General features: G+C 51.6%; 12 protein-coding genes. 2 read left to right on the top strand and 10 right to left on the bottom strand.

Features of this window, described 5'->3' with window-relative positions; translation table 11 throughout:
- Positions 1–29: 29 nt before the first annotated feature.
- The 6 genes from KQY15_RS08830 to KQY15_RS08805 all read right to left on the bottom strand — a co-directional run bounded on the left by KQY15_RS08830 (position 30) and on the right by KQY15_RS08805 (position 7,463).
- Positions 30–773 (bottom strand): 3'-5' exonuclease, encoded by a 744-nt coding sequence (locus KQY15_RS08830; protein WP_217668822.1) that lies wholly within the window; start codon positions 771–773, stop codon positions 30–32.
- 7 nt (positions 774–780) lie between these two features.
- The gene (locus tag KQY15_RS08825; protein ID WP_217668821.1) at positions 781–2,628 is read right to left on the bottom strand and encodes a putative nucleotidyltransferase substrate binding domain-containing protein; all 1,848 of its coding nucleotides are present in this window, start codon (positions 2,626–2,628) and stop codon (positions 781–783) included.
- Positions 2,629–2,640: 12 nt separating this feature from the next.
- On the bottom strand, positions 2,641–4,272 hold the full coding sequence (locus KQY15_RS08820) for a BCCT family transporter (protein WP_217668820.1): 1,632 nt from the start codon (positions 4,270–4,272) through the stop codon (positions 2,641–2,643).
- Between the two features lie 21 nt (positions 4,273–4,293).
- Entirely contained in the window at positions 4,294–5,550 is a 1,257-nt protein-coding gene (locus KQY15_RS08815; RefSeq protein ID WP_254795560.1) for a porin, read from the bottom strand.
- A gap of 207 nt (positions 5,551–5,757) precedes the next feature.
- Entirely contained in the window at positions 5,758–6,642 is an 885-nt protein-coding gene (cysM, locus tag KQY15_RS08810; protein WP_217668818.1) for a cysteine synthase CysM, read from the bottom strand.
- A gap of 74 nt (positions 6,643–6,716) precedes the next feature.
- Positions 6,717–7,463 carry a TrmH family RNA methyltransferase gene (locus tag KQY15_RS08805; RefSeq protein WP_217668817.1) on the bottom strand — a complete coding sequence of 249 codons (747 nt, stop codon included), beginning with the start codon at positions 7,461–7,463 and terminating at the stop codon, positions 6,717–6,719.
- A gap of 204 nt (positions 7,464–7,667) precedes the next feature.
- Between KQY15_RS08805 and KQY15_RS08800 the strand changes: the two genes are divergently transcribed.
- On the top strand, positions 7,668–8,042 hold the full coding sequence (locus tag KQY15_RS08800) for an HPF/RaiA family ribosome-associated protein (RefSeq protein ID WP_217668816.1): 375 nt from the start codon (positions 7,668–7,670) through the stop codon (positions 8,040–8,042).
- 13 nt (positions 8,043–8,055) lie between these two features.
- Here KQY15_RS08800 and KQY15_RS08795 read toward each other — a convergent pair whose 3' ends face one another.
- Positions 8,056–9,162, bottom strand: a complete 1,107-nt coding sequence (locus tag KQY15_RS08795; protein WP_217668815.1) for an alkane 1-monooxygenase — start codon at positions 9,160–9,162, stop codon at positions 8,056–8,058.
- Between the two features lie 175 nt (positions 9,163–9,337).
- Between KQY15_RS08795 and KQY15_RS08790 the strand changes: the two genes are divergently transcribed.
- Entirely contained in the window at positions 9,338–10,390 is a 1,053-nt protein-coding gene (locus KQY15_RS08790) for an AraC family transcriptional regulator (protein WP_217668814.1), read from the top strand.
- Here the strand turns inward: KQY15_RS08790 and KQY15_RS08785 are convergent.
- From KQY15_RS08785 to KQY15_RS08775, 3 genes are all read right to left on the bottom strand, one after another.
- Positions 10,372–12,036 carry an amidohydrolase gene (locus tag KQY15_RS08785; protein WP_217668813.1) on the bottom strand — a complete coding sequence of 555 codons (1,665 nt, stop codon included), beginning with the start codon at positions 12,034–12,036 and terminating at the stop codon, positions 10,372–10,374. The two genes, KQY15_RS08790 and KQY15_RS08785, sit on opposite strands and share 19 nt — an antisense overlap.
- Before the next feature lie 171 nt (positions 12,037–12,207).
- A complete protein-coding gene (locus KQY15_RS08780; protein ID WP_217668812.1) occupies positions 12,208–14,166 on the bottom strand; it encodes a pectate lyase family protein in 1,959 nt (652 codons plus the stop codon).
- 250 nt (positions 14,167–14,416) lie between these two features.
- A complete protein-coding gene (locus KQY15_RS08775; protein ID WP_217668811.1) occupies positions 14,417–15,787 on the bottom strand; it encodes a class II fumarate hydratase in 1,371 nt (456 codons plus the stop codon).
- Positions 15,788–15,795 lie beyond the last annotated feature (8 nt).

Genomic DNA, 15,795 nt, shown 5'->3' with positions numbered 1-15,795 from the left:
CAAGCAGCTGCGACCTACCGCAGAGATAGCTAACACCACAACTCACTAACCGGCGTGTCGGGGCTAAAACGGTGGCTGATTTGGGCCTGTAGTAATTCAGCACTGGCTAAGGCATCAGTTACCGCATGATGTGGCCGGTAAGGGGGCAGTTGATAGCGGCTGCGGCTTGCATCCAGCCGGATGGAGACTTGCCGGCGTTTGCGCAGTTTATCCCACCAACTAAGCGGCTTTGCCCGGTGTAACCTTGCTTCCAGTTCCATGGTGTCGATAACAGGCAGTAAGATGCTCTCACCCAGCCGCACTTTTACACTGGCAGAGAGAAAATCGCGCTCAATTTGCCGGTAATGAACAACTGCGACCTTGCCGGCAAGCAGCGGCAGCAGCTCTGGCAATACCGCGCTAAGGTCGGGCGCGCTGCTGATTTCTGAATGGGTGATCCGGTGCACGGTAACCGAGTCGTCACTTAGCGCAAAGCGGGGTTTTAATAACCACTGCCTGGCCTGAGAACTGAATATACGTTGCAGGTTAAATGGCACCAGGCCAATACTGACAATACCGTTATTGTCGGCATTAAGGCCGGTGGTTTCAAAATCGATAGCGACCAACGGTACCTGGCTTATCGGCGTACTGGCTGCCACCATGCCGGTGGCATAAAATTGCTGCAGCAAAGGATGTTTAACGATGGCCGCCTGTTGCTGATAATACTGTTGCCAATCGGCGCTGCTGTGTTGTGGTTGGTTATGGTCAGCCCGTTCAGGTCCGAGATACAGCATGCTTACCTCAGGCTTTAAAATGAAACTTCAGGAATTTCTGAGCATTACTCAGCACCTGAAATGCTTCTTTTAAATGTTTACGCTCGAATTCTGACAATTGCTCGGGCAGTACATTGTTATCAGGCTGCTCGCCACTGCGCAGGGCAGCGGCCTGATGGCGAATGCGAGTCATGGCGATCACCTCAAAGGCGTCACGTAAATCTTCGGCCCGGCCTTTGGGCAGTACTTTGGCATCAATAAGCTGTTGCAAGCGGCTAAATGAATTGCTTTCCGTTGAGCCAATCGCCAGCGCATGTACCCTGATTAAATCGACAAAGGGCGCGGTGCCACGGCGTTTAATATTTAACACATTGTTCTGCTTGCCGTCCTGCTCCATGACAAAGTCTTTAAAAAAACCGAGCGGTGGGGTTCTGCTCAGGGCATTGCGGGTCATACTGGCCAGAAATAGCGGTTTTTTGCGGGCCAGATTACTGACCAGCTTCTGCAACTGTTCAGCCCATTGGGTTTGCCCCCATACCCCATCAATATCAAAAAAAATTGAGCTTTGCAGCAGGCGCTCGGCAGTGGGTTGTTCTATCCAGCTTTGAAAATACTGCTGCCATATGTTTAACGGTTGGCGCCATTCTTTATTTGTTGCCATTACCTTACCGGTGCAGTAAGTGTAACCACAGGCTGCCAGGCCATCAGAAACAAAGGTAGCCAGCTGCTTAAAGTAGCTGTCATGCAGTTTGGCATCAAAGCGGTTATCCAGTACCAAGGCATTGTCCTGATCGGTCAGCACCAATTGCTCATCTCGGGCCATCGAGCCCAATGCTAAAAAGCAGTAGGGTACCGGTGGCGGACCTAGCTCGGCCTCGGCAAGCTCCAGCAGCCGTTGTTTAAAGCTGCGACCAATAGCCGCCATGGCGCTGCCAATCATTTGCGAATTAGCATCTTCGTTTACCATCCGCACAAAACAGGCATGCACATCGGGCACCAGCGCCTGTAAGTCTGCCACCGTTTGCTGGCGGAAAATGCGGCTGACCACATACAGGCTGTTTTGTGATTCAAAGCGAATAATATCGGAAATGGCGATTACGCCAACGGCTTGCTGCTGTTTTAGTACCGGTAAATGATGAAGGTTATAACGCAGCATCAGCATCATCGCTTCAAAGATATATTGCTGCTGCTCAATTGTTACCGGATCGGCCGACATAATGTCAGAAACCGCAGTTTCAGATGTTAAACCCGGCGCTACCAGCCTGCTGCGGATATCTTTATCGGTAATAATACCGGCCAGTTGCTGATCCGGGCCGAGGATCAGCAGCGATGACACATTTTGCTCTGTCATTAACTGTGCCGCCTGCCAGACGTTGGCATCACTGCCGATACTGACCGGCTCGCGGCTTAGCAGGGTGGCGACGGTTGCGCCAAGTAAGTCGGCCCTGGCCTGGTTGCTGGCTTTACTGGTTTTGCGCCTTTCACTGTCACCTACCTGGACATAATCGGCGAAAAACTCATTTTCATCAAACAGCTGTTGAAATACCTGGTCAGGAATAAAATAAATCAGAGTATCTTCCAATGCGGTGGCCGGAAACCGGACTTTGCCACCACGCAATAACCCCTGTTCAGCGAAAATACCCCCTTCACTTAAGCGGTTATATAAATCGCCATTGCGCCGAAAGGTTTCTACCGCGCCACTGCGAATAAGGTGCAGGGCATGTAATGGCTCGTTAAAGCGCAGAATGTCACTGCCTGCTTTAAAATAGCCAATATCAATACTCAGAGCCACCTGCTGTAATTGTTCTGCGGGCAGTTCCTGAAACGGCGAATGCCGCTTCAGAAATTCCAGTATTTCAATTTGCTCTATTTCCACGGGCCGGCTTACCTAGTTGCCGCGTGGTTCAGACATTAAGCCTTTTACTACCGCGACGCAGGACGCCAGCAATACGATAGTAAACGGAAAACCGGTCGAGACGGCCATCGCCTGCAGTGCCACCAGGCCGCCACCCAGAATCAGGGCTATTGCCACCAGCCCCTCGAAGGTACACCAGAATACCCGCTGCGGAGTAGGCGCATTAACTTTACCGCCGGCGGCAATGGTATCAATTACCAGCGAGCCGGAATCTGACGAGGTAACAAAGAATACTACCACCAGAATAATGGCAATAAACGATGTAATCCCGGCCAGTGGCAACGCATCCAGCATATTGAACAACTGCAGTGGCAGCGCTGCTTCAACCGCAGCCATGTAGCTGTCCTGCACCACCTGACTAATCGCTGTTCCGCCAAAAACCGTCATCCATAACACACAGGCCAGCGATGGAATAAGCAACACTGAGACTAAAAATTCCCGTACAGTACGGCCACGGGATACCCGGGCGATAAACATGCCAACAAACGGTGACCAGCTAATCCACCAGGCCCAGTAGAAGGCGGTCCAGCCCTGAGAAAAGTTAGCATCTTCCCGGCCAATGGGGTTGGCCAGCGCAGGCAAGTGCTGCAGATAAGCGCCCAGATTACTGAAAAAGCCAGTGAGAATAGCCAGGGTCGGGCCAACAATAATCACAAACAGCAACAGTAACGCGGCCAGGGTCATATTAATTTCTGACAAGCGCTTAACACCCGCTTCTAAGCCGGCCAGTACCGACACCAGTGCTATCATGGTAATACCGATAACCAGTAAAATCTGAGTTGTGACACCTTCTGGCCAGCTGAACAGATAATTTAAGCCGGCACTGGCCTGTGATGCACCCAGGCCCAGTGATGTAGCCAGACCAAACAAGGTGGCAAATACCGCAAGAATATCAATAATGTGCCCAGGCCAGCCCCAGACCCGTTCACCCAGCAGTGGATAGAACACTGAGCGAATGGTCAGCGGTAAGCCTTTATTAAATGAAAATAATGCTAATCCCAGCGCTAAAATGGCGTAAATCGCCCAGGGGTGCAGCGCCCAGTGATAAATGGTGGCGGCCATACCGAGCCGTTCGGCGGCTAACGCATCTCCGGCCGCACCAGCCAGCGGTGCCCAGTCAGTTCGAACGCCATCAACCACTGTGGTGCCGCCAAAAGAGCTATTAAAATGCGACAATGGCTCGGATACGCCGTAAAACATCAGGCCAATACCCATGCCTGCAGCAAACAACATTGAAAACCAGCCAGGATAGCCAAAATCAGGCGTGGCCTCAGTGCCCCCCAATCGCACCTTGCCCAGCGGTGAGACAATTAAAATAAGGCATAACAGCACAAATACATTAGCGGCACTGATAAAAAACCAGTCAAGGTTACTGGTTAACCAGCTGCGCATATCGCTGAACAGGCTGGCAGCCTGGGTGTGGAAGATCAGGGTCAGCAACACAAAAGCGACAATCGTCAGGCCGGAAATTAAAAATACCCGGTTATGGATATCCAGGCCAAATGGGCCCAGTTTAACCACGATATTGTCCTGGCCAACCTGATAGTCGGTATCGATCGGATTAACTTTGCCATCCGGGATCATCGGATCCTTGTCAGTTGTCATTCGTATATCCTTGTTTTTATTTTAGAAGTAATAGCCAATATTAATATTGAAACGGCGTTCGGTTTCACTACTGTCACCGCTGGCACTGCCACCGACAAAGGGTTGATTTTTAGCATGAACTAAATCGAAATAAGTGAACAGTCCTCCGGCGGCAACAGAGATGCCGGTAATGTTCATCATGGTGTCGCGGCTGCCGTCAGACTTGTCGTACACCAGACCATAGTTGTTGTAAAACTGCAGACCTGTTACCGGCCCCCATTCTACCGGCACGCTGTAAGCCAGGTTTACCGTGGCCGAAGTGGCTTCTGCGGCTATTGAATCATAAAAAGCGTAGGCACCAACGGCCATCCTGTCTGCACCGTTATCAACATCGTACTGGTATTGGGTGTACTGTAGTTGCAGGTTCCAGTTGTGGTAGTGGCTGTTGCTATGCACAGCCCAGGCGTGATAATCGCCGGCGCGGGTTTGGCCGTTATGCAGCCCCCCAGCTAAAGCAGACACCCCCAGTTCGGTTTTCAGCTCACCATGACTAACGTGATAGCCAAAACGGCCGCTCAGGGTATTGTACTCACCCAGTGGCTGGGCCGGATCATCATAAATGCCATCGCCGGGCAGGCGGGCGCCAACAATATCGTAGGAATAGCGGTCAGCACGGCTGCCAACATAGCCATCGACCCCGCCCAGTTCATCATTTTTAAAGAAGCCTAAATCCAGCTGCCAGTTATCACTAAGCTGGCGCTTAAATAAAATGCCTAAATCGTGGTCGTCTTCCAGCCCGATATAATAGTTGGTGCTGAAAAACCAGTTGTGGGAGTTATAAGGCCAGTTGCCAAACGGCACCTGAGTAATACCGGCTTGCACCTGCCAGTCGTCAGTAAGCTGATAACCAACATAGGCATATTTGACGGCGGTCATATAATCGAAAAAGCGAATTTCGGCATTCAGCAACACATCGCCAATACTGCCGTTTAAATTCAGCCGGAAAATATCCAGCGCAAAATCGCCGCCACGGTTTTTATTACCGTCACTGTACGAGGTATGGCTGTAATTTGTCCGGATAGCGCCACCCAGTTTAATACCGTCAGTGCTGTCGTCGCTGGCCTTCGCAGTCTCGTCACTGCTGGCAGGCTGCTCCTGTTGCGCAGTAAGCTCACTTTGTTGTTGCTCCTGCTCGGCCAGGCGGGCTTCCAGTGCTGCTATTTGTGCTTTTAGCAGGTTAAGTTGCTGTTTAATATCGTCTGTATCAGTGGCTTGGGCGGCGAACGTTGCTGGGGTCATTATGCAGCCAGCAGCAGCGATCAGGGCGATTCTGCAGTGGGTTTTCATAAGCGGGCCTTATCAATTGCGGAAAAACAGGTAACGCAGTGGATTTAAGAATAGTCTACTAAATGGGTTATACCAAACCGAATAGCAACTAAAATGGTTCAGACACCGCTTCGATAACAATGATTTAGCGTGAAATTAAAGCTGAAAAGGAGCTGAAAACTAAAAAATATCAGCCGACAGATAACGATCGCCGCGATCACATATAATCGCGACTATTACCGCGTCGTCATGCTGCTGCGCCAACTGAATAGCGGCATGCACGGCGCCACCGGAACTAACTCCGGCAAAAATCCCTTCTTCTTTAGCCAGCCGGCGCATGGCATTTAGCGCATCGTCCTGGCTGATATCAATAATCTGATCAACCCGGCTTTTCTCAAAAAAGCCGGGCAGGTAAGCTTCTGGCCAGCGGCGAATGCCGGGGATACTGGCACCTTCGGCTGGCTGCAGGCCAATGATCTGAATGGCTGGGTTTTGTTGTTTTAAGTAGCGTGACACGCCCATAATGGTGCCGGTGGTGCCCATACTGCTGACAAAGTGGGTTATCTGCTGCTGGCTTTGCTGCCATATTTCCGGGCCGGTGCTGGCATAGTGTGCCGCTGGGTTGTCGGGGTTGTTAAACTGATCCAGCACTATACCTTTGCCTTGTGCCTGCATCTGCAGTGCTAAATCGCGGGCGCCTTCCATGCCTTGCTCTTTGGTTACTAAAATCAGCTCAGCACCATAAGCGCGCATCGAGCTTTTGCGCTCTTCGGTGGCGTTATCCGGCATAATCAGGGTCATGGCGTAGCCTTTAATCGCCGCCGCCATTGCCAGGGCAATGCCGGTATTGCCACTGGTAGCTTCAATTATCCGGTCGCCCGGCTTAATAGTGCCACGGCGTTCAGCCTGCACTATCATATTCAGCGCCGGCCGGTCTTTAACCGAGCCCGCAGGATTATCGCCTTCCAGTTTTAATAATACGGTGCTGTTGGTATGGGCAGCCATCCGCTGTAATTTAACCAGCCGGGTATTACCAACTTCATGTTCAATAGTGGGAAATGTCATGCAAAACCGCCGGAAAACAACAACAGAATGGCGCCAGTTTAGCGTAATGCAGTGTGGTTGTTAACGGCTAACTATTATTGACTAAGCCTTAGCAGGTTGTCGCAAATAACCGCTGCGGCAATGCCGACATTCAGTGATTCAGCGCCGCCAAAGGCCGGAATAGTAATCTGGCGGCTGATATACTGGCTAACATCGCTGCTGATACCGTTGGCTTCATTACCCAGCACAATATAACCCCCTGCAGTTTCAAGCTTTAGCTGATGGACATTTTCGCCGCCCAGGTAAGCCCCGTATACCGGCATATTGGCATGAGCCAGGGCGCCGGCCAGCGGCAGGTAATGCAGCTGCACCCGCAGGAATGAACCTTTGGCCGCGGCCACTACTTTTGGGTTATAGCAGTCGGCGGTATCGGGCGAACAAAGAATATGCTTAATACCATACCAATCAGCGATACGGATAATCGTACCCAGATTACCCGGGTCATTAATATTATCCAGTACCAGGGTCCAGCTTTGCGCTTTTGCGCTAAATAGCGGCCATTGCGGTATTTCAACCACGGCCAGCGCAGCATTATTACTGCTGAACGTGCCCACTTTTACCAGCTCTTCACTACTGCATTGTTGCAGTATACCGCCGGTGTTAAGCGCCTGAGCGTGTTGGGTGCTAAACGCTTCGGTAGCAAACAGGGCCCGCACCGGCCAGCCAGCTGCAAGTACCTCTAACACCGCTTTTTCGCCCTCGACAAAAAAAAGCTGCTCGGCTTTGCGGTACTTTTTAAGATGAAGCGATTTGATCAGCTTGGTCCACTTGCTACTTATCATGCTGCTGGCTTTTGTCAGTAAAAATTAATGCCATTTTAACCAGACTTTGCCGTGCTGTCTGATTTTATCAGCACTAAATTGCCGGATCTGGCCTTGCGAATACAAATAATCGTCTCCAGATAAGTGTAAGTGGTATGCAACCATTAAGCGCGGGCAGGGTCTGTAATATGAGTCCCGACTCAGCGTTATTAACAGGAGTAGTCTATGCAAATTCAAATTAACAGTGATCGTAATATTCAGGCCGATGAGCGGCTGGCCGAGTTTGTGCGCGAGACATTGCAGAATAAATTAAGCCGGTTTGCCGACCATGTAACCCGGATTGAAGTGCATTTAAGTGACGAAAACGGCAATACCAAACACGATGGCAATGATAAGCGGTGTTTACTGGAGGCGCGGCCGGAAGGAATGGAGCCGGTAGCCATAACCGAACATGCCGCCACTGTTGGCCAGGCCGTAACCGGTGCTGCCGACAAAATGCAGCGCAAGTTAAGCTCTGCAATTGGTAAACTGCGGGATAAACATACCCGGGCTGGTAGCCCTGATTTTTCTGAACCAGAGCCGGCAGAACCGGTAGAGTAACCATGTTGGTAAGTCAGTGCTTAGCTGGCTTGCTCTTGCTATATTGTTGGTCCCACTGCGCCAGTTTTGGCGTCATTAACCTGAACCATAACGGCGGCAGCAGGGCCAGCAACATGGAGCCAAGATAACCTGTGGGTAAGTCAGGCGCGTTCGGATAAGCTTTCAGCTGGTAAAACGGCAATTGCGCCCGGGCATGATGATGGGAGTGGCGGGTCAGGTTAAAACTGGCCCAGCTGCTGACCCGTTTTGTGCTGTTCCAGCTGTGATAAGGCCGCACTGGCTCATTCAACGCGCGTTCAATACCGTAATGTTCAATATAATTAACGACTTCCAATACAGCTTTCGCCAGCAGTGCGCTGGCGCAAAAAAGTAATAAACCAGCCCAGCCCGCCAGTATAGCCGCCATAATACATAGCAGCAGTGACATGGTTACACCACGTAACACCCTGTTGTATATACTAAACACTGGTTTATGCAGGCGGGCCAGCCGCTGGCATTCAATCCGCCAGGCACTGCGGTTTCCGTAAACCGTAGAGTATAGAATATGCCGGTATACAGTGCGCCCCCGCGGCGCAGTGGCAGGATCACACACCGTGCCAACATAGCGGTGATGACCATAGACATGTTCTATGGCAAAGGTACCGTCAAAACTAAACGCCAGTAACCAGCGACCTGTCAGCATGGCCAGCTGGTCCGCGGTGCGGTGGGTAAGTTCATGTGCGGGCACCGTGCCCACCATAGCAATCAGCAGGCCGGCGCCCAGCCATACCGGCACAAAGTGCCACCACTGGTTGGCGTCACGCGCGGCCAGCACATCATAGCCGGTTATTTGTTGCACCAGCTGGCCGTAGCCAAACAGATCTGTGGTGGCGACACTCCATAATAAAGCACCAACAATTAATACGATAAAAAGCAACGAGCTATACACCAGGCCATTAAGCAGCCACGGCTTTGTATAGGCAGGCTCTGCCCGGTCATCACCCAGCAACAGATCGCCGAACACTACCAGCAGCAATATTGCCACCAGCCCCAGTGCCATCCAGCTGCCGCCGAGGGTAATGCCAATGATAAACGGCAGCGTTAGCAGGTGAAACAGACTGAACTTAATATAGTTAAACATGGGGAGTTGCTCTGCAGTGACTATGCTGCAAGCTTAAGGTAAGGGTAGCGTCGATGGCAGGGCCACAGCAGCCAGCTTATGGTCATTTGCGGCCAGAATATGCCGCGGCTGAGCGCAGTAAGGTACACTTAGCACTACCGTGTTAGCAGGCAATACTCAGGAGCCGCTGCTTATTATGTCCAGCAGTAATAGCATAGCCAACAGTAAAATAGCCGGCAATCAGGTTGCGCTGCCCGGCCATTACCTGCGTAACCTGCTTGAGCTGATTCAAAGCCGCGGCGCTGATCCACAGGCGGTACTGGCGCATGCCGGGTTGCCGGTTACCTTGCCAGAGCAGTTCGATGCCACCCTTAGCTGGCAACAGTTTCAAACGGTGATCACGCGCTGTTGTGCACAGACGAAAGAGCCGGCGCTGGGGCTGTATCTGGGAAGTCAGTTAACCATTACCACCCATGGCCTGTTAGGTCTGGCAACAATGAGCAGTGGCAACCTGCAGCAGGCACTGGCCTTAATCTGCAAATATACCAGCACCCGCAGCCCGCTGTTAACCCTGGCGATGCAGCAGCGCCAGCAGGTATCACTGATTCTGACAGAGTTGCAACCATTGGCAGACATTCGCCAGTTTGTGGTCGACACCTTTGCGGTGGCGTTGCATGCCATCCTGGATTTTGTCTCCGGCCACCAATACCGGTTGCGCCAGGTGCATTTTGCCTATGCCGAGCCGGAATACCACGCTTTATATCAGGCATTTTTTCCGTGCCCGGTGCTGTTTGCGCAAAAAGACCACAGGTTAATCTTCGATGCTGCCGATCTGGCCATAGTGTCGCCGTGGGCCGACCGGCAGGTGCAAAGCCAGCTGACCGCACAATGTGAACAGGAGCTGCAGCGCTGGCAGCAGCGTCAGAGTATGGCGGGTTTAATCCGCTTGATGCTGGGGCGCACTAAAGGCCGGATCCCGGGTATTGAACAGGTTGCCGCTGAGTTTGCGCTATCGAGCCGCACGTTGCGGCGACGCTTGCAGCAGGAGCAAACCTGCTATCTTCAACTGGTCACTGATTGGCGGCGGGATATGGCGAGCCAGTATTTGCTAACCACAGCATTACCGGTGCAGCAAATTGGCTATTTGCTGGGGTATGCCGATCCGGCCAATTTCGGCCGGGCGTTCCGGCGAGAGCATGGTCTCTCGCCACAACAATACCGGCAACAGGCTCAGTCAGCCGCTTGCTGAAAACGCAGCTGGCCGTGCACCCAGGTTTGTTCGGTTTGCACCTGCCATAGTTGGCTCGGGTCGATACTGAAAATATCCTGATCGATTAAAATAAAGTCGGCCCAGCTACCGGGGGCCAGTGTACCCATATTGTCTTCCTGAAAGGCACCGTAGGCAGCATCCACGGTAAAAGAGCGCAGCGCTTCAACCAGAGTGAGTCGTTGCTCCGGCAACCAGCCACCTTGCGGTTGATTTTGTTGATCCTGGCGGGTTACTGAGGCATGTAAGCCGTGAAACGGGTTAGCCAGCTCTACCGGGAAATCAGAACCACCGACAATAATACTGCCCTGATCAATAAAACTGCGCCAGGCATAGGCACCACGCAAGCGGGCGACGCCCAGCCGGTCGCCAGCCATATTCTTATCGGAAGTGGCGTGCACAGCCTGCATTGATGGCAGCACGTTCAGCGTTTTAAAACGTGGTATATCATCAGGTGCCACTATCTGGGCATGCTCTATCCGGTGGCGGCCAGCCAGCCGTTGCTCTGCTGTAGCCAGTTGTTCAAAGCGGTCCAGCACCAGGCGATTAGCGCGGTCACCAATGGCATGCACATTAGCCTGAAAACCGGCGTTAATTGTCAGCTGCATAATCTGAGTCAGCGCATCAGGCTGGGTTACCAGTAAACCAGTATGGCCTGGCTGATCGCTGTAGTCTGACAGTAAGGCCGCGCCGCGACTGCCCAGGGCGCCGTCACCATAAATTTTCACTGAACGGATGCTCAGCCAGTCTGCCGGTTCCTGCCAGATGCCGCCGGCCAGCCAGTCTGCCAGATCAGCATTGCGTGATGACAACATTGCATAGATCCGTATTGGCAACTTACCATCAGCAGCCAGTTGCTGATACAGGGTGGCCAGTTCGCTGCTGATCCCGGCGTCGTGCACACTGGTAATACCCAGCGACAGTAACTGCTGAAAAGCAGCTTGCAAGGCGCTGATATTATCTTCGGTGCTGGTTGCTGGCAGTACCCGCGCGATATAGCGACGGGCATTATTCATCAACACACCGGTTGGATTGCCATCGGCGTCACGAATAATCTTGCCACCGGGTGGATCCAGGGTATCTTTGGTAATGCCAGCTAAAGCCAGTGCTTTGCTATTGGCCCAGCCGGCATGGCCGTCAATCCGGGTAAGCCAGACTGGCCGGTCCCCAATAGCTTCATCCAGCAAGGCGGTAGTGGGGAACTGCTTACTGTCCCATAGTACCTGATTCCAGCCCCGGCCTATAATCCAGGCTGCTTGTGGTTGGCTGCGGGCGAAATCGGCAACCACCTTCACCGCTGCTTCTTCGCTTGGCTGGCCCCGTAAATCAGCCTGACTGAGCTCTTCGCCCAGGCCCAGTAAATGCCCATGGCCATCAATTAAACCGGGTAATACCGTTTTGCCGCCACCATCTACACGGCGGGCATCGACAAACTGCGTTTGCAGCGTCTTGTCACCACGGGCCAGCACTTTGCCGCTGGTGTCATCAAATGCCAGAGCAGTAAAGGACACTAATTCGCGATCGCTATTAAAACCATAGCCTTTTACATTGTGTAACAGCACCGGCTCGGCCGATGCAGCACCGGCAATCATTAAGCTTGCCAGTAGTGTTATTTTGCAGTGTTTCATCGATAACCTTTTTTGTTGCCAATAAGCTGAAGCTGACTATAGCAGTAATATCAGCAGCTTGATATCTGGCGCGGCTAGTGTGCTGTATGTTGCGGTAAAACCCCAGGGCTCTTTTGCAAAGCGAATATAAAAAACCCGGCATGGTCGCCGGGTTGGTTTACGCAGTAAGGGTTAGTCCTGATAACCGCTGATATCACCGATGCCGGCTGGTAACAGGCCTTTTAACATATCAGGCGTGTAAGCACCGGCGTCAGTCCAGATAGCCCAGTCAATAACACCTTTATAGCTGCTGCCGCCAGCGTCACCGAGTTGCAGGTAATTATCGGTTGCATTACTGGCCGGGCGCATTGTAACGTTTTCCAGGTTAAGCAACGGCGTGTTATTACCCTCAACATATAACGCAACATTGCCTGTGGTGGGCGAGGTGAGGCTGATATTAAACTGATACACCCGGTACTGGGTCATATCCAGTGGGTCGGGCTCATTGCCCTTGCCAATGGTGATGGAAGAACCATTGTTCGCATTCTCCAGCTGCACCCCGGCATTGTTACCATCGCCGCGGAAAATAATTTTTAACCGGCTGCTGGCACCTGTTGGTTCGGCATCGCCCAGGGCAATTTCAGTTTCCAGAATACGCTGGCCGTCACTATTGCCCTGCACACCCATTAACAGCGTAAAGAACTTCGGATAGACACCATCACTGGCGACCACATCGTTAATTTTTGCCCGACTGCGATCAGCGCCGTTTACTGTGCTGTCGAAGCTGACAGTGCCATCGCCATTGGCAGTAAAGTGGTTTGGCTCATCAGCACCGCCGCTTTGCTGAGGCGAAAACTGACTGAAGCTGCCATCAGCCAGAACCACCGTATCAGCAGTAAATGGATCGGTATCGGCACTGTAACCATTCCAGTCAACACTGCTTGGCGGTTCTACCGGATCTATTGGTACTGGTTCTGGCTCAACGGGTTCGGGCTCAGCTGGCTCGGGTGCCGGACACAGCCCAGGGCTGGGTGGGGTGTCGATAACGCCCACGCCGGCATAACGTAAGACGGTTTGTTTAACATTGTGCACCGGGATCAGGCTGTTTTGGTAATCGTATGGCACGTTCAGCTCGCCGGTCGATTGGTTATCTTCAGCGATCACTGAGCCTTCGGCCCCCTGTTCCCAGGTAATATTTTCAAAAATATTATCAATCAACTGCCAGTAGCCGATTTCCTGACTGAACATCGACATCACCGGGTTTTTCATATTTGCAAAATGGTTGTGTTCAATCCGGATAACCGCGCCCATGCGCGAATTGATCCCGCTTTCCTGAGCACCATCATAGAAATTATTGTAAATATGACCCTGGCCAAAGCGGAACAGCGGCAGACGTGAATTAACGTTGTACCAGTGATTGTGATGATAGGTCAGGGTACGGTTAAAGTTGTCGCTGTCTGACGAACCTGAAAGTGATGTTTTCCAGCTGTTGTGAAACTTATTAAACGAAATGGTAATAAATTTGGCATCACCCTTGGCATCCACCAGACCATCGTAATAGTCTTTTACCTGATCAAGAGTAAGGGTTGGGTCGTCAACGGTCAGGCTGTTATAAATTTCGTTGTGGTCAATCCAGATATTACTAACCGGTCCTTCCATGCTAATACCATCGCCTGGTGCGCCTAAATTGGCCCGGACATGATGAATACGCAGATTACGAATAATAATATTGCTGGCCCGCACAATGTTAAAGCCAATGCCCGCCATTTCGCCCTGGCTACCTAACCCAATTATCGAAATGTCAGAGACATCTTTGATATCTATCCGGCTGTCTTTAGCATTTTGCAGTGTGATAGGGCCGTTTACCCAAATGGTTAACGGCAGGTTTGGATCTTTATTTTTGATGGCGTTGATCATTTCTTCGCCGGTACAAACCGTTACTTCTACTTTATTATCGCCGCTACCGCCGGTGGTACCGCCGTTTTCTGCAGCAAAACCATATACAGTATCAAAATCGGTTAACAGCAAGGCACTGGTATCGGGTGGTGGCGGTTCAACATCTACCACCGGCGGGACTTCATCATCACTGCTATTGCAGCCAGCCAGCAAAATGCCACTTAACAGCACTGCGACAATACGCTTTTTATACATAACTTTACCCTCTTGATTTTCATTCATTATTTTTATGTTTTCTGGTAATAAGCTGCTTTGTCTACCGGTGGCACTTTTTAGTTAAAAAATCCTAGTCAAAATTCAGCTATTGCTACCAGTGTTTCAAGTTATGGCGAAAGTCGGATTGAGGGGCAAATTATTTGCGGCTACTGACCAAGATTTATGCAATAAGTTTCGTATCTGGCATAAACCAGTAAGCCGCAAAGTTAATTTCAGTGGCTGATCCGGATTAGCTATTGTTAGTTAATCTGGCTGGGTCAAGCAGCTCCTGCAGTTTCTCTTTGCTTAAATCGGTATGCTCCAGTGCGACATCCAGCACCGGGCGCTGCTGTTTATATGCTTGCTTGGCTATTGCGGCAGCTTTCTCATAGCCTATTACCGGATTTAACGCCGTGACCAGTATCGGATTCTTATCCAGTGATTGCTCAATATTCGGCTGGTTTACTTTAAAGTCCCGAATGGCCTGATCAGCCAGGGCGATGCAACCATTGCTAAGTAAATCGATACTTTGCAACAGGTTATAACCAATTACCGGCAGCATTACATTCAGTTCAAAATTACCTGACTGGCCAGCAACGGTAATAGTGGTGTCATTACCTATTACCTGGGCGCTTAGCATCGCCACGGCTTCCGGGATAACCGGGTTCACTTTGCCGGGCATAATAGAAGAGCCTGGCTGCAATGCTGCCAGTTCTATTTCGGCCAGGCCGGCCAGCGGGCCGGAGTTCATCCAGCGCAGATCATTGCTGATTTTCAGTAAGGCAACTGCCAGGGTTTTCAGGGCGCCGGAGCAGGCTACTGAAACATCCTGCGAGCTGATATTAAAGAAGAAATCTTTACTACGACTAAACTGCAGGCCAGTATCGGTGCTTAAATTAGTGGCAAAACAAGCGGCAAACTCCGGATGGGTATTCACACCGGTACCTACTGCTGTGCCACCCTGTGCCAGTTGCTGCAGTCGCGGTAATTGCTGTTGCAACAGCTGTTCTGCATGCGCCAGCTGGCTTTGCCAGCCGCCCAGTACCTGCTCAAACTTGACCGGCATCGCATCCATTAAATGGGTTCGGCCGGTTTTAACAACATGGCCAATCTGCTGACTTTTCGCCACCAGCGCAGCCTGTATATGGCGCAGGGCCGGAATAAGCTGGTTGTGAATGGCCAGCGCACTGCTTAACTGAATAGCGGTAGGGATAACATCGTTGCTACTTTGGCCGGCATTAACATGGTCATTGGGGTGTACCTGCTTACCCAGCTTGGCACTGGCCAGCGTTGCCAGCACTTCATTGACATTCATATTAGTGCTGGTACCCGAGCCGGTTTGAAAGACATCAACCGGGTATTGCTCCATATCCGTGCTGGCAAGCTGCTGTTCTGCGGCGTAAACGATGGCGCCGGCTACTTCCGGTTCCAGCACGCCGAGTTCACTGTTGGTTATAGCGGCGGCTTTTTTGATCTGCAGAATAGCCTGGATAAAAGCCCGCGGCAGGGTTAGCGGGCTTAGCTTAAAGTTATTGATGGCGCGCTGGGTTTGGGCCTGATACAGCGCGTTGGCGGGCACTTGCAATTCGCCCATGCTGTCGTGTTCAATCCGGGTTGCCATTGCGGGCT

Source organism: Arsukibacterium indicum (assembly GCF_019100565.1).
Lineage (GTDB): Bacteria > Pseudomonadota > Gammaproteobacteria > Enterobacterales > Alteromonadaceae > Alishewanella > Alishewanella indicum.
This window is presented reverse-complemented; position numbering and strand designations above follow the sequence as displayed.

Bases quoted from the DNA above. Each gene is read 5' to 3' on its own strand.
- KQY15_RS08830 (WP_217668822.1), bottom strand. From the start codon at position 773: ATGCTGTATCTCGGACCTGAACGGGCTGACCATAACCAACCACAACAC.
- KQY15_RS08820 (WP_217668820.1), bottom strand. From the start codon at position 4,272: ATGACAACTGACAAGGATCCGATGATCCCGGATGGCAAAGTTAATCCG.
- KQY15_RS08815 (WP_254795560.1), bottom strand. From the start codon at position 5,550: ATGACCCCAGCAACGTTCGCCGCCCAAGCCACTGATACAGACGATATT.
- cysM (WP_217668818.1), bottom strand. From the start codon at position 6,642: ATGACATTTCCCACTATTGAACATGAAGTTGGTAATACCCGGCTGGTT.
- KQY15_RS08805 (WP_217668817.1), bottom strand. From the start codon at position 7,463: ATGATAAGTAGCAAGTGGACCAAGCTGATCAAATCGCTTCATCTTAAA.
- KQY15_RS08800 (WP_217668816.1), top strand. From the start codon at position 7,668: ATGCAAATTCAAATTAACAGTGATCGTAATATTCAGGCCGATGAGCGG.
- KQY15_RS08795 (WP_217668815.1), bottom strand. From the start codon at position 9,162: ATGTTTAACTATATTAAGTTCAGTCTGTTTCACCTGCTAACGCTGCCG.
- KQY15_RS08790 (WP_217668814.1), top strand. From the start codon at position 9,338: ATGTCCAGCAGTAATAGCATAGCCAACAGTAAAATAGCCGGCAATCAG.
- KQY15_RS08785 (WP_217668813.1), bottom strand. From the start codon at position 12,036: ATGAAACACTGCAAAATAACACTACTGGCAAGCTTAATGATTGCCGGT.
- KQY15_RS08780 (WP_217668812.1), bottom strand. From the start codon at position 14,166: ATGTATAAAAAGCGTATTGTCGCAGTGCTGTTAAGTGGCATTTTGCTG.
- KQY15_RS08775 (WP_217668811.1), bottom strand. From the start codon at position 15,787: ATGGCAACCCGGATTGAACACGACAGCATGGGCGAATTGCAAGTGCCC.